Annotated in this window: 22 protein-coding genes and 1 pseudogene (1 of these 23 running past the window's edge); 6 read left to right on the top strand and 17 right to left on the bottom strand. The window is 45.0% G+C overall.

The features are described from left to right. Positions 1-12: 12 nt before the first annotated feature. From ACXAD6_RS00880 to xerA, 7 genes and pseudogenes are all read right to left on the bottom strand, one after another. Positions 13-279, bottom strand: coding sequence for an SHOCT domain-containing protein (locus ACXAD6_RS00880; protein ID WP_076570559.1), 267 nt, complete (start codon positions 277-279; stop codon positions 13-15). A gap of 147 nt (positions 280-426) precedes the next feature. Then, on the bottom strand, positions 427-753 hold the full coding sequence (locus ACXAD6_RS00875; RefSeq protein WP_474967216.1) for a four-helix bundle copper-binding protein: 327 nt from the start codon (positions 751-753) through the stop codon (positions 427-429). A 169-nt stretch (positions 754-922) separates the two neighbouring features. Continuing rightward, the gene (locus ACXAD6_RS00870) at positions 923-1411 is read right to left on the bottom strand and encodes a YdhK family protein (RefSeq protein ID WP_474970332.1); all 489 of its coding nucleotides are present in this window, start codon (positions 1409-1411) and stop codon (positions 923-925) included. Positions 1412-2603: 1192 nt separating this feature from the next. Further along, positions 2604-4418, bottom strand: a pseudogene (ltrA, locus tag ACXAD6_RS00865) (group II intron reverse transcriptase/maturase). Positions 4419-5232: 814 nt separating this feature from the next. After that, a complete protein-coding gene (locus ACXAD6_RS00860; protein ID WP_474967215.1) occupies positions 5233-5640 on the bottom strand; it encodes a hypothetical protein in 408 nt (135 codons plus the stop codon). A gap of 730 nt (positions 5641-6370) precedes the next feature. Next, positions 6371-6598, bottom strand: coding sequence for a hypothetical protein (locus tag ACXAD6_RS00855; protein ID WP_474967214.1), 228 nt, complete (start codon positions 6596-6598; stop codon positions 6371-6373). A gap of 170 nt (positions 6599-6768) precedes the next feature. Further along, positions 6769-7611, bottom strand: a complete 843-nt coding sequence (gene xerA, locus ACXAD6_RS00850; protein ID WP_474967213.1) for a site-specific tyrosine recombinase/integron integrase — start codon at positions 7609-7611, stop codon at positions 6769-6771. A gap of 171 nt (positions 7612-7782) precedes the next feature. Here xerA and ACXAD6_RS00845 point away from each other — a divergent pair, with 171 nt between their 5' ends. After that, positions 7783-8319 (top strand): ImmA/IrrE family metallo-endopeptidase, encoded by a 537-nt coding sequence (locus ACXAD6_RS00845; protein WP_474970331.1) that lies wholly within the window; start codon positions 7783-7785, stop codon positions 8317-8319. A gap of 2 nt (positions 8320-8321) precedes the next feature. Next, a complete protein-coding gene (locus ACXAD6_RS00840; RefSeq protein WP_474967212.1) occupies positions 8322-9500 on the top strand; it encodes a site-specific integrase in 1179 nt (392 codons plus the stop codon). Positions 9501-9589: 89 nt separating this feature from the next. Here the strand turns inward: ACXAD6_RS00840 and groL are convergent, their stop codons facing one another. Both groL and groES read right to left on the bottom strand, forming a co-directional pair. Then, a complete protein-coding gene (gene groL, locus ACXAD6_RS00835; RefSeq protein ID WP_160839536.1) occupies positions 9590-11224 on the bottom strand; it encodes a chaperonin GroEL in 1635 nt (544 codons plus the stop codon). A gap of 49 nt (positions 11225-11273) precedes the next feature. After that, positions 11274-11558: a co-chaperone GroES gene (groES, locus tag ACXAD6_RS00830; RefSeq protein ID WP_027955522.1), complete on the bottom strand. Its 285-nt coding sequence runs from the start codon at positions 11556-11558 to the stop codon at positions 11274-11276. A 261-nt stretch (positions 11559-11819) separates the two neighbouring features. On the opposite strand from groES, the gene ACXAD6_RS00825 reads away from it, so the two are divergent. Together ACXAD6_RS00825 and ACXAD6_RS00820 are read left to right on the top strand one after the other, a co-directional pair. After that, positions 11820-12530, top strand: a complete 711-nt coding sequence (locus tag ACXAD6_RS00825) for a lysostaphin resistance A-like protein (protein ID WP_474967211.1) — start codon at positions 11820-11822, stop codon at positions 12528-12530. Between the two features lie 4 nt (positions 12531-12534). Further along, positions 12535-12732, top strand: coding sequence for a YdiK family protein (locus tag ACXAD6_RS00820; protein ID WP_474967210.1), 198 nt, complete (start codon positions 12535-12537; stop codon positions 12730-12732). A 127-nt stretch (positions 12733-12859) separates the two neighbouring features. On the opposite strand, the gene ACXAD6_RS00815 is transcribed toward ACXAD6_RS00820, so the two are convergent. Next, positions 12860-14269 (bottom strand): MDR family MFS transporter, encoded by a 1410-nt coding sequence (locus tag ACXAD6_RS00815; RefSeq protein ID WP_474967209.1) that lies wholly within the window; start codon positions 14267-14269, stop codon positions 12860-12862. 186 nt (positions 14270-14455) lie between these two features. Here ACXAD6_RS00815 and ACXAD6_RS00810 point away from each other — a divergent pair, with 186 nt between their 5' ends. Then, complete coding sequence (locus ACXAD6_RS00810; RefSeq protein WP_474967208.1) at positions 14456-15277, top strand: SDR family oxidoreductase; 822 nt, start codon at positions 14456-14458, stop codon at positions 15275-15277. Positions 15278-15315: 38 nt separating this feature from the next. Here the strand turns inward: ACXAD6_RS00810 and ACXAD6_RS00805 are convergent, their stop codons facing one another. After that, entirely contained in the window at positions 15316-15975 is a 660-nt protein-coding gene (locus ACXAD6_RS00805; RefSeq protein ID WP_474967207.1) for a redox-sensing transcriptional repressor Rex, read from the bottom strand. Positions 15976-15989: 14 nt separating this feature from the next. Then, complete coding sequence (gene moaC / locus ACXAD6_RS00800; RefSeq protein WP_474967206.1) at positions 15990-16478, bottom strand: cyclic pyranopterin monophosphate synthase MoaC; 489 nt, start codon at positions 16476-16478, stop codon at positions 15990-15992. A gap of 159 nt (positions 16479-16637) precedes the next feature. Between moaC and ACXAD6_RS00795 the strand changes: the two genes are divergently transcribed. Further along, a complete protein-coding gene (locus ACXAD6_RS00795; protein ID WP_474967205.1) occupies positions 16638-18572 on the top strand; it encodes an ABC-F family ATP-binding cassette domain-containing protein in 1935 nt (644 codons plus the stop codon). 325 nt (positions 18573-18897) lie between these two features. On the opposite strand, the gene tsaD is transcribed toward ACXAD6_RS00795, so the two are convergent. The 5 genes in view from tsaD to thiL are tightly spaced (at most 1 nt apart) and all read right to left on the bottom strand, a layout consistent with a single transcriptional unit that may run on beyond the window. After that, positions 18898-19941, bottom strand: a complete 1044-nt coding sequence (gene tsaD / locus ACXAD6_RS00790; RefSeq protein WP_474967204.1) for a tRNA (adenosine(37)-N6)-threonylcarbamoyltransferase complex transferase subunit TsaD — start codon at positions 19939-19941, stop codon at positions 18898-18900. Beyond that, on the bottom strand, positions 19938-20381 hold the full coding sequence (gene rimI, locus ACXAD6_RS00785) for a ribosomal protein S18-alanine N-acetyltransferase (RefSeq protein ID WP_027955823.1): 444 nt from the start codon (positions 20379-20381) through the stop codon (positions 19938-19940). Before rimI ends, tsaD begins: the two co-directional genes overlap by 4 nt. A gap of 1 nt (position 20382) precedes the next feature. Beyond that, the gene (gene tsaB, locus ACXAD6_RS00780) at positions 20383-21069 is read right to left on the bottom strand and encodes a tRNA (adenosine(37)-N6)-threonylcarbamoyltransferase complex dimerization subunit type 1 TsaB (RefSeq protein ID WP_474967203.1); all 687 of its coding nucleotides are present in this window, start codon (positions 21067-21069) and stop codon (positions 20383-20385) included. Beyond that, positions 21066-21521 (bottom strand): tRNA (adenosine(37)-N6)-threonylcarbamoyltransferase complex ATPase subunit type 1 TsaE, encoded by a 456-nt coding sequence (gene tsaE, locus ACXAD6_RS00775; RefSeq protein ID WP_474967202.1) that lies wholly within the window; start codon positions 21519-21521, stop codon positions 21066-21068. Before tsaE ends, tsaB begins: the two co-directional genes overlap by 4 nt. Then, positions 21522-21997, bottom strand: partial view of a thiamine-phosphate kinase gene (thiL, locus tag ACXAD6_RS00770; RefSeq protein WP_474967201.1) — the 3' portion only. 511 nt of this gene lie beyond the right edge of the window; 476 of the gene's 987 nt are visible here — the last part of the coding sequence; its start codon lies off the right edge, out of view; the stop codon is at positions 21522-21524.

Genomic DNA, 21997 nt, shown 5'->3' with positions numbered 1-21997 from the left:
TCTTCGCCTCCACTACTTTTCCTTCAGTTTCTTTTTTAATCGGTCGTACTCTTCTTCAGAAATTTCTCCCCGGGCCAGCCGGTTTTTCAGTGTGTCTTCGTGATTCTCTGGAGAGGAGGTGTTCGTGTTCCTATTGTTCGAGTTCCCTCCCCCGGGTTTCACCATCCAGATCACGATGACGACAATCGCTGCGATAAGTAGCAGAAAAATCAGACCGAATCCGAAAAAATTTCCGAAGAATCCGCCTCCCATGCCACTTCCGTTCATCATTCCACCCATGGTTTTCATCTCCTTTTACCCATACCAGGTATGGTTTTCATTGCCTTAAAATTTTTTCTGCACTATTCCTGTTCCCCGAATTGTGCAGAAATTATGAATATCTGTGGAAAAAAGAAAAAAGATCGGCTTTTGCCGACCTTTTCCTTATTAAGCAATTTTACGGCATGCATCTGCACACTTGCGGCATGCATCTGCACATTCCTGGCAGTGGTCATGGTCATGTTTAGCACATTCTTCTGCGCAGTCATCGCAGATTTTCGCACAAACGGAAGCGAGTTCAGATACATAAGCACTACCTCGTGTAATCGCCGCTTCAAGATACCCACAGATATCTGCACATTCACGGTCGAGGCGGATACAGCCTGCCATCATTTTCACGTCGTCTTCTTTCAGACAGGAATCGAAACAGTGGTTACAAGCCTCCATGCATTCGTGCAATACGTTCAATGTTTCCTGATGTTGTTGATGAGCCATCTTTCATACCTCCTGAAAAATAGTATGTCGTCCGTGCAGTTCTTACGATAAGTGGAAAATCATAACGGACGCTTATGCAGTAGAGTGCCCAGCAAATGTGCAGAAATTGTGAAGAAAAGATTTCTTAAACGAAAGATAGTGATATTTTCTACCATAATATCATCTGAGTTTATTCAACAGGTGACAATTCTCTTTCTATTACCCATTTATGATTCTCCACTGAGTCTCCACCAGTTGTTGTTGTGAAGTCAATCATATATACAGTTGTTTCTACAGCAGATTCTATCTCGGCAGTAGCCCCATCCATGCCTTTCATGTGCTCCGCATCTAAGGTCACTTCAGTTCCGGGCTCCAGTGGTGCTTTTCCTGAACCTTCCAACTCTTCGTGGATGACCCATTTATGATTCTCCACCGGGTCTCCACCAGTTGTAGGGTTATAAGTGACACTATAAGCGACAGTATCAAAGGCACCTGCAATTGTTGCTTCGGCACCATACATACCTGGCATATGATTTGCTTCGATAATGGCTTGGCTGCCCACTTCATAAGTTGGATCTTCTGCCTCTTCCAGACTATCAGGGACTTCACCAGTACTGGACATCTGTTCAGCAAAAATGGAATGAATCGTTTCCTTCACCTCTAAAACACTGGCGCGGATATCACTGATTTCTGCTTCAGTTTCTTCAATGGATGCATCCTGGCTTTCTGATTTTTTAGCTGCAGCATCCAAATTGTTTCCAGTAGCGTCTAAGCGATTCAACAAAGAGTCCAGCTTGTCCAGATACTCTTTATAGAGCTGTACTTCATCCACCGTTATAGGGGCACCTTCGATAGATCCTTCGATCGCCTCCAGTTCCATTTGGATAGCGTTAGTTTTCTTTTCAATCTTATCTAGTCTCTTTTCAACTTTTGCTTCCCCTTGTGCTTGTCCATTGGCTTGGGGAGCTGCATTGATAGAATTTGCCGAGACTTGTCCCGCTGAGAAACTGATTCCGGTAACGGTGGCGAGTGTAACGACTATTTTTGTAAATCTGTTATTCATTTTATATTCCTCCTTAATATTTTTCTGAAAGATATTTACCTTAAACAGAGAAGGTGATTCAATCTCTTAGTGTCTTCTACTCATTCTGAATTTCTGTTACTCTCTCTTCGTGGAAAAGCATGGTTCCTTTTTACAACCATGACACCCTCCTCTCTCCCGAGATGGATCTAATCAGTCAGAGATGAGCTGGCTTTTTTATATTCGCTCATTATAATCACCTCATAAATAATAGCCTTTAAAAATGTGCCCATGGTTTGTGCAATTAATGTGCAGTTTTTATAATAGTTCCACTTAATTTTTACAACGTATTGATTCTCCCTAAACAAGGGTAATCCTATCTAGATATTGCTGAGAGGCTTTTGTCTAGAAACCTTCATAAGTTGTGTGCTTTTAACATTAAAAGTCCCCCAGAACTATAGTCTGAGGGTAAAGGCACTAATGGGAATGGTCGTGATAGTCCTTCTTATGAGCTGAGAATAGAATTCTCATGCGAATGTTCACTCGATTCTATTTACATTGTCATGTGATCCCTGGCTTCGTTTCTAATTCAAACCAAGTGGCTACATATTTAGCTATAATAGGGGTAGCGTCAGGAAAATGCAGATATACAACGTTAAGCAAATTAGAAAATCGGTTCCTTTACAACGTTTAGGAACCGATTTTCTGATTTAGTTTATTAAGCTAAAGTTAGCAATAGGTAAGCGTTTGAGATTATCTCCAGCTTTTCCCCTGCTCCACACCGAACGTGCTAGTTTCCCAGCATTCGGCGCTCCATCTAAAGGTATGTACTACATTATAAGTTCCTATGTTACTCTTCAAGACTGGACGCAACGATCCCTTCCACCCCACATACCTTTCGGTATTGATTGATTTTATCTAAGATCAATCGATTCTGTGGTAATTGGTTGAGATAAACCTTTATCTTCTCTATATCTTTTACATGAATCAGTCGATGAATATCCTTATGAAGAATACGCAGGTTTTGAAATTGATCACTTCCTCCAAGATTCTTTGGCACATAGTGGTGACAATGAACATCTGAAGCGTGAAGATATTCGCCTGTAATTTCGCATTTACCCATCTTCATACTATACCGACTAATACGATTATCCAGGTATTCAACACTTCGATTCGGTAAAGAAGACTTCATTAAATGTCCAATCTCTTTCTGGATATCAGGGCGAAGATTTTTGTGTATCTGTTCTCTGCCTTTCTTCGTCTAAAGCGAAAGTTTTGGACTGAAGCTCATCGCATGAAATGTTTTCACATTTCCGATGGGAAATAGATACGTACCATTGATATAGATCGTTTTTGTTCCTAAACTAAAGGTTCTCTTATAAAAAGGCGGTGGTTGAAAAGGATGTTTTAGCGTTCCAACCGGTCGAAGGCGGTTCACTAAAAATGGTTTAAGATCGTAAGCAAGACGTGAAAACACAAGATTTACATGAGTCGCTCGCTTGTAGTATTGGTGAAGTCCTAGAACAAAACTATTGTAACGATGAATATTCTCAGCAGAAGGTGAAGCTTTCATTCTTCGAATGAGTTTCTTCGCTTCCTGTTTGATTTTCTCGCTTTTTGAAGGAATGACCCCAGTATGGGCCACTCGTTTCTTCCCCTTTTTATTCGCACGAATGGTAAACCCTAAGAACTCAGATTCTCGTTTTCTTAAGTTCACAATTTGAGATTTCTCTGGAGAGATGTCCAGCTTCAAACGCTCTTTGAGGTAAAGACGTACCGCATGGTACCACCTTTGCGCTGTCTTTCCATCCCGACATAGAATTTTAAAATCATCCGCATATCGGACTAAGTACCCCTTTTTCAGGTTCGTTTGTTTTCTCGCTCGCCTTCTTGCATCATCTGAACTGTAGGATTTCGTCAGGGGAAATACTTCCCACTGGTCGGCAACCCATTGGTCTAGATCATTTAAGACGATATTGGAGAGTAATGGTGACAAGATACCACCCTGAGGCGAACCTTTTTCTGGCACACCTTCACCATCAATTTCCGATGTAATCATTTTAGAAATACAAGCTAGTACCTTGCGGTCTTGGATGCCGATATTCCAAAGTTGCTTCTTCAGTAGACGATGATTCACATTATCAAAGAAACTTTTAATGTCTACATCAACGACGTAATGAAGTTGACTATGGTTAATCAAAAACTGTATCCTTGCCATAGCATGATGAGCAGACCGCAAGGGTCTGAATCCGTAGCTATGTTTGAAGAATTGAGATTCTACAATCGGTTCGAGAACTTGTTTAAAGCATTGTTGGATCACTCGATCCAAGATGCATGGAATCCCAAGAGGTCTCCATTTTCCGTTCTCTTTTTCAATCCATTCTCTTCGAACTTTCTTCGGGCGATAGTTTTGAAGTTTATCTCGGACTTCATTTACCAGATCTTTTTCAGTTAGCTCTTTCATGTCATCGATGGTTCTTCCATCAGTTCCTGGTGTTTTAGAACCTTTATTGGTTTTAATCATGCGAAAAGCGAGCAGGATGTTTTCTCTCGATATGATGGTTTCATATAGATGAGAGAATGTACTTCCCTGGCTCGCTTTTTCATAAAGATCCGTAAAGGTCCCCGTCATATTATAGTAATCCCAGTTTCGCAGCGTTGACACTGTGGCATCCCTCCTTTGGAGTGATGTTCCCACGTTCCTACCCGATCGGTGCCATTCACGTTAGGAAAATAATCGTTTCATACTCTAGACTTGGGGCTATTCCTTCACTTCCATTACAGAAGTTTCATCAGTCATTCCCCTACCCTCACAAGGATAAATGCTTTTCAGCATGGCTTTATAGCAAACGTTTCGGGTGACAGTCCTTGATTCAACGTTCCTTGCTTTCCAAGTACCATACAACATAGCTATCCATACTAGACGTAGATGCTTCCTTTAAGCCTGTGAGCTGGATACCGCCATGGTTCGGTATAGCGTCTTTCAGAGGGGGCAGTTTTACTCCACACCACTCACGTCATCGTAAGATGACACGTAAGTTTCCTTACGTTTGAAACTATAGACCCTTACCTTCGGAAGTTCGTCAGTTCCTATCTCAAAGAACCATTCTCATCCTATCTAGTTTTTCAGCCGTGGGGCATATTCGTCGGCATACCTTTATGGCTTCAGCCTTCGTTCTGCCTAATCTACCTGTGCTTCACACCTTAAGACCTGTCCATCTTAACGCATGCAGGAGTGTTGACGGGATGGTTTCGGGAAACATGGATCCTTCATTCCCATCCTCCGTTGTACAGTTAAAATTTAGTTAAATAAACTTCCTGCTTTTCACGCTAAAATACGCTTATAGCAGAACTTGTCGCGCGCCCCCGTTTATGTAAGACTCAGATTCGAGATATTTCTTACTGTTTTTTTACTTTAGCACCCTATACATGAAGACTCGAATTCAAGGTGTGTTGGAGAAGGTGTAGACTTCGTCCGTTTAGCTTTGCTTGTATAAGCTATGTCTCTTCCCTTGAATTATTAAATATATAATTGTACTTACAAGCATTAAACAATATGTTGTGTTTTGAGCAATCCCAACCATGTTGTTCCAACTACTTTCCCCATTTATGATTATCTGCACCATTAACCCTATAGTTAGAATTAGGATGATATAATGGTTCTTTTTCAATAAAAATCCTGCACTTCCACCTAACAGTCCCCCAACAGCAGAAACTATGTACCACACCAAATACATGAGTACTCTTTCTACAAATGAACTAGTTACTGTGTTGCTTCCATAGAAATTGCTAATTACAAAGTAAAACGTTATAGCTGCTAGCGTATAGATTACTCCTACAATTACTGATCCTTTCAATTCCCTTGCAAATAAAAAACCAGCAACCATCGCTAGTGAAAACCACACTGACAAAGAATTGATCATGACTGCTAAATAGGATACGACAAATTCAATCATCGTTATCTTTTCACCAAAGTATGGTAAATTATCTGATATAACTGAAAATATACCAACCAGCAATCCTATAGTACACGAAAAAACGGTAAAGCTTCTCCACCGAATCATGTGCTTTTTGTTCTCTTTCAATAAAACCACCCTTCTCCAGTTACTTATAAAAAGTCTTGTTATTATCAAGACGTATTTAGGAAGGTATTAGTTTCTAAATATTGATAAAATATGTATTAGAGGCTGACCCAAATTAAGAATATCCTTCAATAAAAGGTGCACCATTAGGTTTAGGATTTGCCCCGTTTCCGAAAGACTTGATTTTGAGTCGTCGTACTAACTTTCAACAAAGATACCTGTTATTTAAAAGGAATTAATTTTCACATCTTACTTAATCCAGATATTAAAAACCATATGAAAACAATAATTAAAGATAAAGCTATAGTCAGTGTGCCTAGAACGGTAAAACGTTTCTCAAATAAGAATTTCAATGAAACAAAAATACCGATTATCGGTATTCCTAACCATACGATGTCCTGTACTATCTCATTTCTAGAACCTATGTATCCAAGCAAATTAGTTAAAAACATAACAAACCATATGATTTGCAGAACTAATACACTTTGAATTAATAATTTGCTTTTTACCAATTAGTTCACCACTACTTTCTAATTTACCTTTTATCTTTGAGACTTTTAACTTCACTTTCCAGACGCTCCACTTTTCGCTTCAAATCTCTATTAGGTTCAGTAATTTTTCTCCCTAATATGACCAAAAGCCCAATTAGTGCAATTATTCCACCCCCAACGGCAACTGCAACAAATACCACAAGGTCTAAGATAACTACCACTCCTAAAAAGTGTTTTAATCCATATACGAATGAGTATATAAATCGTTTCAAAACTGGGTATTATCTCGAAACTGAGTCTTATAGAAAACTGCCCGTTTCTGGAAGACTCAGTTTCGAGATATTCAAGATGTTACTTAATACCAATTATTTCAAATCCTTCTCTTATCTACAAGCCTCTCTTACAACATTAGAAGGCGCACCATTTGGAATAGGCACGCCTTCTAGAAATATTTACTGTAGAAATCCTGTCTTAATTTACCACTTAATTGTGCATATATTTTAGTTGTTTCACTTTTCTCATGCCCTAACAAGCTTTGGATTACTTCAATTGGCGCTCCATTATTAAGCATGTGGGTAGCATAACTGTGTCTTAATTGATGAGGATGTATTTCTTTATTAATAGCAGCGCGAATGGAGATCCGTTTAATAATATATCGGATAATTTCAATGCTCATTCTCTTTTTTGGTCTTCTCTCGGTAATAAATAAACATTCATCATGATCCTTGCGCTCCTCTATATATCTTTGTAGCCATAGAGAACAACGAATACTAAAGTAGACTTCTCTTTCTTTATCTCCTTTTCCTTTTACAATAACCGATCTTGCAGAGAAATTGACATCCTCTCTATTCAGATTCACTACCTCTCCGATACGACACCCAGTTGAATAAAAAAATTCGAAAAGTGCCTTTTCCATGGAAGTTAAGCATGAGTCTCTAAGTTGTTCAATTTCCATCTCCGTTAGAAATTTTGGGATTCTCTTGCCAACTTTAGGTTCTTTTAATTTTTTAGCTGGATTTTCGTTGATAACACCCTCTTCATGTAGCCACTTGAAAAAGGATCGAAGGAACCGAACCTTGTTTCCAAGACTGGAAGGCTTCAAATGTCCACCCACCTCAACCAGGTAGCTCTTTAAATGATCAATAACTACCTCTTCTGTATTAACGTCTCCAAAGTATTTCACCAACATATTGAACTGTAAGCAATAGGTTTTTAAAGTTAGCAACGAATAACCTTCAATCTTTTTATCGACATAATACTTTTCCCAAGCTTCTGATAAGAACATCTTCTATCACTCTCCAAAACTATGAATCTTAATTTCATTATGGTTCTGAAGATGAATTACTATACTTTAGACTTTTACAGAAAAAGAATTCCAAATGTCCTTTACAGTAAGCCTGCATTTATATCCAATTAATGTAATTAAATATTGATTAATAGAACACATGTTCGTATAATGCTTGTAAGGATGGTGATTAGTTTGAGGTTTCCTTACTACACAACCACATTTCTAGAAGACCTAATAACTCAATGGTATAAAAGCCACAAATTTACAGATCCGGACGATTTAAATGTTTACACCATTGGATCTGAGTCCCAAATATTTGTGACTTGTAGACCTACTCAAGCTAGTTACATGAGGGTAGGGAAGTTTCAAGAAATCGTATTAGATAGTCGCCTCCCTTATATACACCAACGAGAGCAATTCTTCCACGAGCTTTGTCATGCTTTGAGGCATGCAGGTCGACAATCTTTCATGCCTTATTCTTTTTATGAACTTCAGGAAAGGGATGCCAGGCACTTCACTCTATACGCGTCGCTCCCCACTCATATGATTAATGATTATAACCTTTCAAATCCAGCTATTATTGATCAGTTGTCACATGACTTTATGATTCCAAGAAAAGTTTGTATTGAGCGTTTAGAAAAAATTAAGAGTCGAATTGTACCGTCGGATAAGTCTAATTTGATTAATCTAAGGAAGGAGGGATAAATATGGCTAATTACCGGAAAAGAGGTAACAAATGGTATTTCCAAATATATACGGGAGTAGATTCGTCTACTGGAAAAAAGAAATTTACATCTAAAGGAGGGTTCAAGACAAAAAAAGAAGCTCAGATGGCCGCAGCTGAAGTAGAAAAGGAAGTATTTGAAAACACATATGTTCAAGAACAAAATATTACCTTTCAGGAATTTACTTTAGAGTGGCTTAAGACTTATCGTGATACCGCTAAAATTAGTTCTGTGAGAAATCGACAGCATAACTTGGATCACTTAAATAGGTTCTTCGGAAATAAAAAAATAAAAGATATCACGCGTAAACAGTATCAAGCCATGCTTGCTTCGCTTCATAATGCAGGCTATGCGTTTAATACTCTAGATGGTATTCATGCAACAGGTAGAATGGTTTTCAGGAAAGCTGTGGAGTTTAACATCATTAAGGAGAGTCCTTGCGACTTTGCAAAAATTCCACGCAAAGTGGAAACCGTTGAGGAGGTAGAAAGAAGTAAAGGTGAAATTAAATTTATGGAAAAAGAAGAACTTATTCGTTTTCTTAATGCTGCTAAGGAAAGTGGCATTGATAAAGACTATCCCATGTTTTTGACACTTGCTTATAGTGGGTTAAGGGTAGGTGAGTTAATCGCCTTAAAATGGTCGGATATAGATATGTATAAAAAAACCTTAAGAGTAACAAAAACGTATTACAACCCCAATAATAGAACAAAAGAGTATCAACTACTGACACCCAAAACTAAAGGATCGATCAGAACGCTAAAAATGGACGCTGGAGTTATTGAGGTCCTTAAAAGACACAAAGAACACCAAGATGATCTCATTAAGAAAATGAAGAACGAATATACTCAATTGGATTTTGTCTTTGCTAAGGAAGTTCAGAACCTTGGATACCCTGAGTTTTTAAAGACCGTAAACACCCATATGAGACGTTTATTAAAAATTAGTGGTATCCATAAGGAACTTACCCCACATTCCTTGCGACACACCCACACATCTCTATTAATTGAAGCAGGTGTAGGAGTTAAAGAAATTCAACAACGATTAGGTCATGGAGATATAAACACAACCATGAATATATACGCGCACATTACTGAAAACATGGAAGAAAAAGCCTCCCAAAAGTTCAGTGAACTTATGAGAGGCTCGTTAGATTTATAGTGTTTTCTCCGCCAGGTATGTCAAAAGTATGTCATTTTGACTTATGGGGTGAAGCTAAACCCTTGATATCAAGGGTCATGGGGGCATGATTACATCATTCCACCCATACCGCCCATGCCACCCATATCCGGCATACCGCCACCGGAGTTATCTTCTTCTGGGTGATCCGCTACAACCGCTTCAGTCGTCAAGAACATAGCGGCTACGGATGCTGCGTTTTGAAGCGCTGAACGAGTTACTTTGGTTGGGTCAACGATACCCTGCTCAACCATGTTTACCCATTCGCCTGTGGCTGCGTTGAAGCCTACGCCGACTTCTTCGCCTTTCAGACGCTCAACGATGATGGATCCTTCAAGACCCGCGTTGTGAACGATCTGGCGGACCGGCTCTTCAAGCGCACGGAGAACGATGCTTGCACCTGTCGCTTCGTCGTCGACAAGGCCAAGGCCTTCGACAGAGTTGATGATGTTGACAAGCGCTGTACCACCACCGGCAACGATGCCTTCTTCTACAGCTGCTCGAGTAGAGTTCAAGGCGTCTTCGATGCGTAGTTTACGCTCTTTCAATTCTGTTTCTGTAGCAGCGCCGACTTTGATGACAGCTACGCCGCCGGAAAGTTTTGCAAGGCGCTCCTGCAGTTTTTCCTTGTCGAATTCAGAAGTCGTTTCTTCTGCCTGGGCACGGATTTGAGCGACACGGGAAGAGATCTGCTCAGGGTTTCCGGCACCTTCGACGATGGTTGTGTTTTCTTTTGTGATGACCGCTTTGGATGCGCGTCCAAGCTGATCGATGGTTGTATTCTTCAATTCAAGACCAAGATCTTCTGTGATGACCTGGCCGCCCGTAAGTGTCGCAATGTCTTCAAGCATCGCTTTACGACGATCACCGAAGCCTGGAGCCTTAACAGCTACCGCGTTGAATGTACCGCGCAGCTTGTTCACTACAAGTGTAGCAAGTGCTTCGCCTTCAACGTCTTCAGAGATCAATAGAAGCGGCTTGGACTGCTGAACCACTTGCTCAAGGACAGGAAGAACTTCCTGGATGTTGTTGATCTTCTTATCTGTAATTAAGATGTAAGGATCTTCAAGAACCGCTTCCATCTTATCCTGGTCAGTGACCATGTAAGGAGAAGCATAGCCGCGGTCGAACTGCATACCTTCAACCACTTCAAGCTCGGTGTTGAAGCCTTTGGATTCTTCAATCGTGATAACACCGTCGTTACCTACGCGCTCCATAGCTTCAGCAATCAACTGGCCGACTTCGTTGTCAGCAGCAGAGATGCTTGCGACCTGCGCGATGGAATCGCGGCCTTCGATCGGCTTGGATATTTTGCGAAGCTCTTCCGTTGCTACAGCTGTCGCTTTCTCGATTCCTTTACGGATACCGACAGGGTTCGCACCGGATGTTACGTTTTTAAGACCTTCACGGATCATCGCCTGAGCAAGAACCGTTGCTGTCGTCGTACCGTCACCGGCAACGTCGTTGGTTTTGGAAGCAACTTCAGATACAAGCTGAGCACCCATGTTTTCGAAGTGGTCTTCCAGCTCGATCTCTTTTGCGATCGTTACACCATCATTAGTAATGAGTGGAGAACCGAATTTTTTATCAAGAACGACGTTACGTCCTTTTGGTCCGAGTGTAACTTTAACAGCATTTGCTAATGTATCTACACCACGCAGCATAGAGCGGCGTGCGTCTTCACTAAATTTGATTTCTTTAGCCATTTAAAATGCCCTCCTCATTAATATCGTATGTTTAAGTATTTTGAAGAATTTACTGAATGACAGCAAGTACGTCGGATTCGCGGAGAATCAAGTATTCACTGCCTTCATACTTCACTTCGGTACCTGCGAATTTGGAGTAGATCACGCGGTCGCCGGTTGCGACTTCAAGTGCTACTTTCTCGCCGTGTTCGGTTACGCGGCCGTTACCGACAGCAACAACTTTACCTTCCAGCGGCTTTTCCTTCGCAGAATCCGGAAGTACGATTCCGCTTGCAGTAGTCTGCTCTTCTTCAACAAGTTCAATGACAATACGATCACCAAGTGGCTTTAACAATTAGGACACCCTCCTTGATATGGTTGTTCAGATTTTAGTCGTTTATTAGCACTCGACATAGGTGAGTGCTAACACAATTCTTATCATAATCAATTCACTACTGTTTTTCAAGTAGAAACTCTAGAAATTTATCCAAGTTTTTCGACAAAAATCGCACGTTCCTGCGTATCGCTTACGTGTGGTTTTGAAACTGTGATAAAATACATAAAGTATGTAGTGCAGGAAGTGTTCCTGCTGCTGAATAAAAGGAGTCGTAAACGTATGCCCAAACGATATTGGTATATCATTTTAACTTATGTAGTGACACAGCTTTCCACAGTTGTATTCGCTCCGCTTCTGATGGCTGCGGGACTTGAGCAGTTTGACGCGATTGCCATCTGGTCTGTTGTCAGCTTTACGATCGCGACATTGATCATTCTGCTGCTGCTCCGTCCGGAAAGACAGAATACGTACGCACGCGATGAAAAAGCCGGTGCCGGAAAAGTCATTCTCTGGTCGATCGCCGGGGTGTTTCTCGCTTTATTCGCACAGGCGATTGCCGCCACCATTGAACGTGAGGTGTTCGGTGTGCCGGCCGGTTCGGAAAATACGATGGGCTTGATGGAAATTGCCCGGGAAGCCCCGCTTTTCATTTTACTCCCTGTTGTATTCGCTCCGATTACAGAAGAGATTATTTTTCGTAAAATTATTTTTGGAGAAATTTACAAACGCACGAACTTCCTGCTTGCGGTTCTTGTTTCCGCGCTTGTATTCGGTGCGTTCCACTTCGACTTTAAGCACATGTTAGTCTACTTCTCCATGGGTGTGGTATTCGCCTTCCTTTACGTCAAAACAAAACGAATTATTACACCAATCGTGGCTCATATGGCGATGAACTCGTTTGTTGTCGCAACCCAGTACTTTTTGACAGAGGAAGATATCCGCCGGATGCAGGAGCAGATCGAGACGATCTTCATTGGAGGGTTATTCTAAACTTATGAAAACATCTCCATTATTCATGGCGCTGCTGTATTTTTCCTTAGGGATTGCCTTTACGTATATTGCCGCTCAGGCAGCGGCTGAAACGATCTGGAATGCAACGACGATCATTTTGTCGCTTGTCGCCACCTTTAACATTGCCGTGGCCGTTCGTTTATACAACCTTCATAACAAAATTAAGAATACGAAGAAATAAGAAAAACGCAGGCGTGATGCCTGCGTTTTTTTATGTTTATTAAGGTGGCCGTGCCTGCGGGCAGGCATCCACCGATAAGCGGAACACGACCATCCACATACGTTCCAAGTGAGAACAAGCCCTTTATTTATGCTTCCTTTTCATCCTCATCCGGAACGCCCTTCAGAATAAAGGAAAACGGCAGCGCAATCAGCAGCACAACCGCCGACACGAGGAAAGCTTCATTTAATGTCTGCAGGGTGGCCGCCTGCATATCAATATCTCCTCCTGCGGAAATCTGCGCCCGGCGGACTTCATAATAAATAGAGAAAAAGACGATACCGAGCGAGGAGGAAATCTGCCGGATGATGTTGTTCATCGCACTTCCCTGTGCGACCAGATGCTCAGGAATGGCGTTCATTCCGGACGTTGTCGCCGGCATGTTCCCCATCCCCATGCCGAGACCGCGAACCGTGTTCAAGGCGAGAATCATCCAGTATGGGGTGGAAAGCTTCAGCATCCCAAGACCCAGTGTCGCCAGGGCCATAATCGCAAGACCCGGCGGAACGACGTACTTCGGTCCCTTTTTATCAAGTATCCGTCCGCCGATCGACATGAACACCCCGCTCGCCGCGGCTGCCGGCAGGAACAACAGTCCTGTCATGACTTCATTCAAGCCGTAGACATTTTGAATGAGCAGCGGCAGCAGGAAAATTCCTGAGAATAATCCAATCGATGCAGCCGAGGTGACAAGGATGGACACGGAATAGGTCGGCACCTTGAAGACCGATAAATTGAGAAGCGGGTCGTCCTGACGGTTTTCGTAAAAAACAAACAGGACGATTGCCAGTAAGCCGACCACCACGAGCGTCAGGTTCAGCGGATCCATCAATTTATCCAGTGTCCGCCCCCGTCCGAGCGCAAACAACACGGATCCGATACCTAAGGTAATGATAAGAAACCCGACAAGGTCGAACTTTTTCTCCGGATGCGTTTCCGTCCGCTCCAGAAACTTCGCGGATAGAATCAGCCCCGTCAGTCCGAATGGAATGTTAAAGGCAAACAGCCACGGCCAGTCCACATACTGGATCAGCAGCCCCCCGACGGTCGGGCCGATCGCCGGAGCGACCATCGCCGCAACCCCGTATACACCGACGGCCAGTCCGCGCTCATGTCTCGGAAACGAGTTGAAAATGAGCGCCATGGCGATCGGCAGCATCAAGCCCCCGGCCATTCCTTGAATCGCCCGGGAGATGATCACCATACTGAGCGTGGAGGAAAAGAATCCGGATAACGACCCAAGGATGAAAATAAACAAACCGGTCAGGTAGACTTTCTTTTTCCCGAACCGGTCTCCGAAATAGCCCGTCAGCGGCATCGTCATCCCCATGGCGACCATGAAGATCGTTAAAATCCACCCGACGGCTACGGCGTTGGAATCAAAGATTTCAATGAACCGCGGTAAAATCGGGTTCAGCATACTATTATTTAAGATGACGGTAAACGTTCCAAACAAAACCGATATGACGACAAGCCATTTATTCGGCAGTTTACTCATAGATGTCCCTCACTTTCTGTCGATTCGTACACTATTATCTACTATACCACCTCGCAGCCGGATTAACCCTTCCATCGGCCGTTCCAGTTTGTTTTTCATCAAATAAGCGGTGTAAGCGTTCCCTTATGTTTCCAGTCTTTAACCCCTGGGTACCATACAACCAGACGAATAAAGGAGGAAGATCATATGGGACGTTTAAACAATAAAACGGCAGTCGTTACAGGAGCCGCGACAGGAATCGGGAAAGCTACCGTGAAGCTTTTTGCCCAGGAGGGCGCCCGCGTCATCTGTGCTGACGTCGATGAAGAGGATGTCCGCAAAACTGTGGAGGAAATCAACATCCATGGCGGGCAGGCGGAATCCTACGCCCTGGATGTATCCGAGCAGGAAAGTGTCCGCGTCTTTGCCAATTATGTAGAGGAAACGTACGGAACGATTGATGTGCTTTTCAACAACGCCGGTGTCGATGAAGAAGGCGGCAAGGTGCACGAATATCCGGTCGATTTGTTCGACCAGATCATTTCTGTCGACCTCCGCGGCACCTTTTTAGTCAGTAAATATCTACTTCCGCTTATGTTCGAAAATGGTGGCTCGATCATCAATACATCATCCATGTCGGGACAGGCGGCTGACCTGGATCGTTCCGGCTACAACGCAGCCAAGGGCGGAATCACCAATTTCACCCGGGCCATGGCGATTGATTACGCACGTCAGGGCATCCGCGTGAATGCCGTATCCCCCGGAACGATTGAAACGCCGCTCGTTGATGAACTTGCCGGTACGAAAAAAGAAGAGGAAGGTCGTGAGTTCCGGGAGGCGCAGAAATGGGTAACACCGATGGGCCGGTTAGGAAAGCCGGAGGAAATCGCCTCCGCCGCCCTTTTCCTCGCTTCTGAGGAAAGCTCGTTCATTACCGGTGAGGATCTTACTGTGGACGGCGGACTGACCGCCTACACGTGGCCGGGTAAAATGCTGATGGACAACAGCTGGAAAGAAACGACGAAGTAATAAAAAAGACTTAGAGCAGACGACGCTCTAAGTCTTTTTTATGCTTCATCCAGCGGCTCATCCTCCATCAGCGGATAATGCTTCAGGAAGTAAACGAGTGCCTGCAGTTCAATCGCAAGGTCGATATGATGCACCCGCACGCGCGATGGAACGCTGATCCGCGCCGGCGTGAAATTGAGAATTCCGCTCACACCCGCTTCTACAAGGCGTTCGGCAATGCCCTGGGCGGCAGATGCCGGTACTGTTAAGATGGCCACCTCAAGGTCACCGAGCTGGTTTTCCAAGTCGTCGATGTGGTGCACTTCGACACCGCCGACTTCCGTACCGACCCGCTCCTCGTTGGCATCAAAAGCCATTTCGATTTTCGTATTGTTGTTTTTCGTAAAATTATAATTCAGAAAAGCCGTTCCCAGATTCCCTACACCAATCAGGGCGACCTTCGTCGTTTCATCCTGATCGAGCGTCTTTCTGAAGAAGGACAGCAGGTATTCCACGTTGTAGCCGTAGCCCTTCTTCCCGAGTGCTCCGAAGTAGGAAAAGTCCCGGCGGATCGTAGCGGAGTCGACTTTCACCGCCTCACTCAGCTCTTTCGATGATACACGCAGCTTTCCCTGACTGTGCAGGTTATTCAAGAAGCGGTAATACAGCGGCAGCCGCTTGGCTGTCGCCTGTGGAATTTTTGCTTGTTCCATATCCATGGCTCCGACCTCCTTTACCGATCCGTTCGTTTATAGTCGCCATTTTTGCCACCGGTCTTCTCCGACAAATACGTCGGTCCGATGACCATCCCTTTATCAACGGCTTTACACATGTCATAAACTGTAAGAGCAGCAGCAGATGCAGCCGTGAGCGCTTCCATTTCCACACCCGTGCTTCCCTTCGTCCTGGCGGAAACCTCGATGATCAAACGCGGTTTCTCTCCATCAAGCTCCCAGTCAAAGGAGATATCGACACCCTTCAACGGCAGAGGGTGACACATCGGAATCCAATCCGGGGTTTTTTTGGCTGCCATGATCCCGGCTACCTGGGCTACAGACAGAACGTCCCCTTTTTCCATCGTCCGCTCTGTAATTTTATGATAAATCTCTTTGTTCACTTCTACACTTGTGAAGGCGACCGCTGTCCTTACGGTATCTTCCTTGCCGGATATATCCACCATCCGGGCACGGCCCTCTTCATTGAAATGACTAAATTCCGCCATTGGCACGTTCCCCTTTTTCTACATGGTTCTGATTGAAACACTACTCTTATTCTACCAAAAAATCAATCCGGAGTCGTCAACGATCGCTTTTCACACGGGGCATTCTGTTGCTAGCAGGTATCCGTATAAGATACACTTAGTTCATCGAGGTGAAACGACATGATTCTCATGCAGCTGAATCAACTGACGAAGCGTTTCGGCGCCGAGTTGATTTTAACGAATATTAAATTGGAAGTACAAAAGAATGACCGGCTTGCCATCGTCGGCCGGAACGGGGCAGGAAAATCGACCCTGTTGAAGATTATGGCCGGAGAGATGAGCTACGATTCCGGAGATATGTTCAAACCGAAAGATGCATCGGTCGGATACCTGGAGCAGCATACAGGTCTGCAGTCCGAAAAGTCGATCTGGGACGAGATGGAGCAGGTTTTTGACCACTTGAAATCACTGGAGAAAGAACTCCGTTCCATGGAAGTGCAGATGGCCGATCCCGCCCTGGTGGAAGATCAGACCCGCTATCAGCAGCTGCTGAAGGACTACGACCGGAAGCAGGAGCAGTTCAAGACTGCCGGCGGCTACCACTATGAAGCCGATATCCGGGCTGTATTGAACGGACTTAACTTCAAGGATTTTGACTGGACTACACCGATTTCTACATTAAGTGGCGGTCAGAAAACACGGCTGGCACTCGGGAAACTGCTGTTGACCAGTCCCGATCTTTTGATTCTTGATGAGCCGACCAACCACCTGGACATTGATACGCTGAGCTGGCTGGAAAACTACCTTCAGGGCTATCCCGGTGCTGTGGTCATCGTCTCGCACGACCGCTACTTCCTGGATAAAATCGTCGATACCGTATACGAGATCGCTTTTCAATCATCGAAAAAATATCATGGCAACTACAGCGATTATTTAAAGAAAAAGGAAGCCGACTTCGAACAGGAAATGAAACGCTTTGAAAAGCAGCAGGAAGAAATCAAACGGATGGAGGACTTCATCCAGAAGAACCTTGTCCGGGCCACAACGAGTAAACGGGCGCAGAGCCGCCGCAAGCAGCTCGAGAAAATGGATAAGCTCGACAAACCAAAAGAAGACAACCTGTCAGCGAAGTTCAGTTTCCAGGCTGCGAGAAGAAGCGGCAATGATGTGCTGAAGCTGAGAGACTATGCCTTCCGCTATTCGGACAGCTCGTCCTATTTATTCGATAACCTGACGCTTGATCTGAACCGCGGGGACTCTGTAGCACTCGTCGGACCGAACGGGGTCGGAAAAACGACCCTTCTGAAGACGCTTGTCGGTGAACTGGAAGGGACGAAAGGGAAAAAACTCCTTGGCACAAACGTCCAGATCGGCTATTATGACCAGGAACAGCTCAAACTTCAGTCTAAGAAAACGGTGCTGAATGAGCTGTGGGACGATTACCCGATGAAAAATGAAAGAGATATCCGGACGATTCTCGGCAACTTCCTGTTTTCCGGGGAGGACGTGCTGAAGCCGGTCTCCGCATTGAGTGGTGGGGAAAAAGCACGATTGTCCCTCGCCAAGCTGATGATGCAGGAAGCCAATTTCCTCATTCTCGACGAGCCGACCAACCATCTGGACCTGGACAGTAAAGAAGTCCTGGAAGCGGCACTCGTCGATTATCCAGGCACTCTGCTGTTCGTTTCCCACGACCGTTATTTCATCAACAAGATTGCCGATCAAATCGTAGAAATGAAGCCGGAGAACACACGCCTGTTCCTCGGGGACTATGACTATTATGTGGAGAAGAAGCAGGAAGAATACGAACTGCAGCAGTTGGAAGAAGCCGAACGTGCCCAGGAAAAACCGGCGGAAAAGCAGGCGCCTCCGAAAAACAGCTTTGAAGAGGATAAAGCTGCGAAGCGTGAGGAACGCCGGAAAAACCGCCGGATTGCTGAAATCGAAAAGGAAATCGAAGAAGTAGAAGCTGTATTGGAAGAAAACGAAGAACTGCTCTGTGATCCGGATATTTACCAGGACCACGAACGCTCTCTTGAGATTACGGAAGACAATAAAGAAAAGAATGCTCGTTTAGAAGCTTTAATGGAAGAATGGGAAGCTCTTCATGAGTAAACAAGAAAGCCGGCGCTTAAGCGCCGGCTTTTTTTTAGACTATAAAAAAGGAACGGTCTTTTTTATGAACTGCCGAGAAAATTCCCGACAACCTGCGATCCTTCTCATAACCCTGTGAACCACTATTCAATATCCACAAAGTTTTCAACAGATCCACACGCGTAATTACAGTTCTCAACAGGGTTATTCACATTATCCACAGAAAAACCCGTACTTATCCACGTATAATGGTAACGTTTTCTTTCCAATATCTACTTGCCCACAGCCTTTTACTGGAAAAAGAACTTATACACATGTGGATAACTGAACAAAAGAAGGCTCCCCTTTAGGAAGGAGAGCCTGTTTTCCTTGCTCCGTACCTTTCAAGATCGAGCCCGGGGTTGGCATTCAAATCCCAGCCGGAACGATGGCCTTGATTGAAAGCTACGGCACCAGCTGCTGCAATCATTGCTGCATTATCCGTACACAAATGAAGGGGCGGAATCAGCAGTTCTGCCTCACTGTTCTGGAATTTTTCCTCCAACGCTTTTCTTAACCCTTTGTTGGCGGCCACCCCACCAGCAACGATCATCTGTTTCACACCGTATTCCTCCGCAGCCCGGAGAGCTTTCGTAGATAAAACATCGACAACACTTGCCTGGAAGCTGGCCGCAACGTCCTCGGCCTTTAACTCTTCCCCACGCTGCTTCGCCTTATGAAGACGGTTGATGACAGCTGACTTCAATCCACTGAAGCTGAAGTCGTAGGAACTCTCCTCGAGCCATGCCCGTGGAAAATCAATCGTTTCTTCCCCTTCATGAGCGAGACGGTCGATATGCGGCCCACCTGGATAGGGAAGTTTCAGCGTCCGGGCCACTTTGTCATAGGCTTCTCCTGCGGCATCATCGCGCGTTTCCCCAATAATCTCAAACGAACCGTGCTCGCGCATCAGTACGAGCTCTGTGTGTCCACCGGAAACGACGAGCGCCAGCAGTGGAAACTGAAATTCTTTTTCCAGACGGTTCGCATAGATATGGCCGGCGATATGATGCACACCAACGAGTGGCTTCTGCTTGGCAAAAGCTATCGACTTCGCGGCGTTCACACCGACTAATAACGCGCCGACCAGCCCCGGTCCTTCTGTCACAGCAATCGCATCCATATCATCAATCGTCATACCCGACTCATCCAGTGCCTGCTGAAGCGTGAGGGTCATCTGCTCAATATGATGCCTTGACGCGATTTCCGGGACGACGCCGCCAAAGCGCTTATGACTTTCTATTTGTGAGGCAACGACGTTTGTAATCAGTTCGGTTTCATTTTTCACGACAGCGACGGCTGTTTCATCACAACTCGTTTCAATTGCAAGAATGTATTGATCTTCGTTCATTTTAATCCCACCCACATAACGAGCGCATCTTCTCCATTGTCTGTATAATACCTCTTCCGTACACCACCGGGAACAAGACCGAATTTCCGGTATAGATGCTGGGCAGCCATGTTGGAGACACGGACTTCAAGGGAAAGCTGTACAGCTCCCCGCTCGACGGCTTCCCGGCACGTATGCCCGAAGAGCAGTTCCCCGTACTTGTATCCACGGTACTCAGGAAGAATGGCAATGTTGGTTATATGCGCTTCATCGATAATTAACCACAATCCACAATATCCGATGATTTTCTCATCCTCTTCCACAACATAGTAGAAGGAGTATGGATTGTCGGTCATTTCTTTTTCAAATGTTTCCTGTGACCACGGCACAGCAAAAGATGCTTTCTCCACCTGCATCACAGCTTCGACATCGTCAATGGTCATTCGCCGGACGGACGCCATTTTACTTGTTCTCCTGCTGGGCCAGCCATTTGGCCTCTGCTTCAGGAAGGCGGAGATAATTCGGGACAAGGTCATGCAGCGGCCCCGGTTCCTTGTCAGCTCCAGCAGCTGCGACCAGGGAAGGTCTCGCGAACTGGTAAGGTGCGGCCGGAATGACAGCCTGGTCACCGAGCACTTCAAGGATCCGTTCCTTATGCACAGCTGTATCCTGGCTGATAAACAGCACCTTTTCTCCCTGCTCTTTCAGCTCCTGAAGCCAGTCCTCCATCAGCAGGTTGCGCTCCTCTTTCACTAGGTTCATCTCTCTGTCATACAACCCGGCATACACTAAACCGCGCCGGGCATCGAAAAACGGGCTGATATATCCTTGGAAAAAGGCTCCCTGACGTGCAGCCGCCTCCAGGCTGGATACACCGACAACAGGAATTCCAAGAGACCATGCCATCGTTTTCGCCGTCGTCAGTCCGATGCGGACACCTGTATAGGATCCAGGTCCGTGAGCGACAGCGATCCTGTCCAGTTCTTCCGGTTTCATTCCTGTGTCCTTCATCACCTGGTCAATCGCAGGCATCAGACGGATGGAATGGTTCTTTTTCATATGGGTCACGTATTCCCCGGCGACTTCACCGTCTCTAAGAACCGCGACTCCCATTACGTAATTCGAAGTATCGATCGCTAAAATATTCATGACAAAATCTCCTTACATACCTGTTCCAATCGAGGAGAGGCTGTTTCAAAGTGAAAGACGCGGACGGTATCATCCAGGTACCGGATTGTGATATCCAGTCGCTCTTCTGGAAGGTATTCCTCAATGAACTGGGCCCACTCCACAACGGTAACCCCGCCGCCGTCCAAATATTCATCGAAGCCGAGATCCTCATCACTGTCCTCCAGACGATAAACGTCCATATGGTAAAAAGGCACGCGCCCCTCATATTCCTTAATAATCGTAAAAGTCGGGCTGTTAATGGTCCGTTTCACACCGAGACCCTTTCCAAGTCCCTTCGTAAACGTCGTCTTCCCCGCCCCGAGGTCTCCTTCAAGGGTGAGTACATCACCCGCAGTCAGCTTCTCTCCAAGCCGGACAGCCATATCGTTCGTTTCTTCTACTGAACTGCTTTTCCATTCGAATGCAGTCATTTACTCACCCTCTTCCTTTAAGTGTGTATACCCGGAGGCGTCAAGTCTCTCCCGCCTTCCGTCTTTGGTGAGCCATACAGAGGGACTGTCAGACCTCATAGGCTCCACATTTCCAATCCTGGTCAAACGGACACCTACGGACTGTGCTGCTTTTTCAACGACATCCCAATCCTTCTCCGGTACTGTGCCTAGCAGCTCAAAATCTTCTCCACCGGAAAACATCCATGCTTGATAATGACCAGGATAACACCTCGCTAGAGCTTCGGAATAAGGAACCGCCTCCGGATCAATGATAAGATCCATGCGTGAAGCGGCTGCGATTTCATTGGCTTCACTGGCAATCCCATCACTCACATCATTGAGCGCCATGCGCTGTAAAGAAGCCAGAGAGGAAGCGAAGGTGATTCTCGGCTCCGGCTTACGGTGACGCTGGATCAAATAATCAAGTCCCTCGGACGATGCTGTACGTCCTGTGA

This window comes from Halobacillus sp. ABH2_015, assembly GCF_056158945.1.
This window is presented reverse-complemented; position numbering and strand designations above follow the sequence as displayed.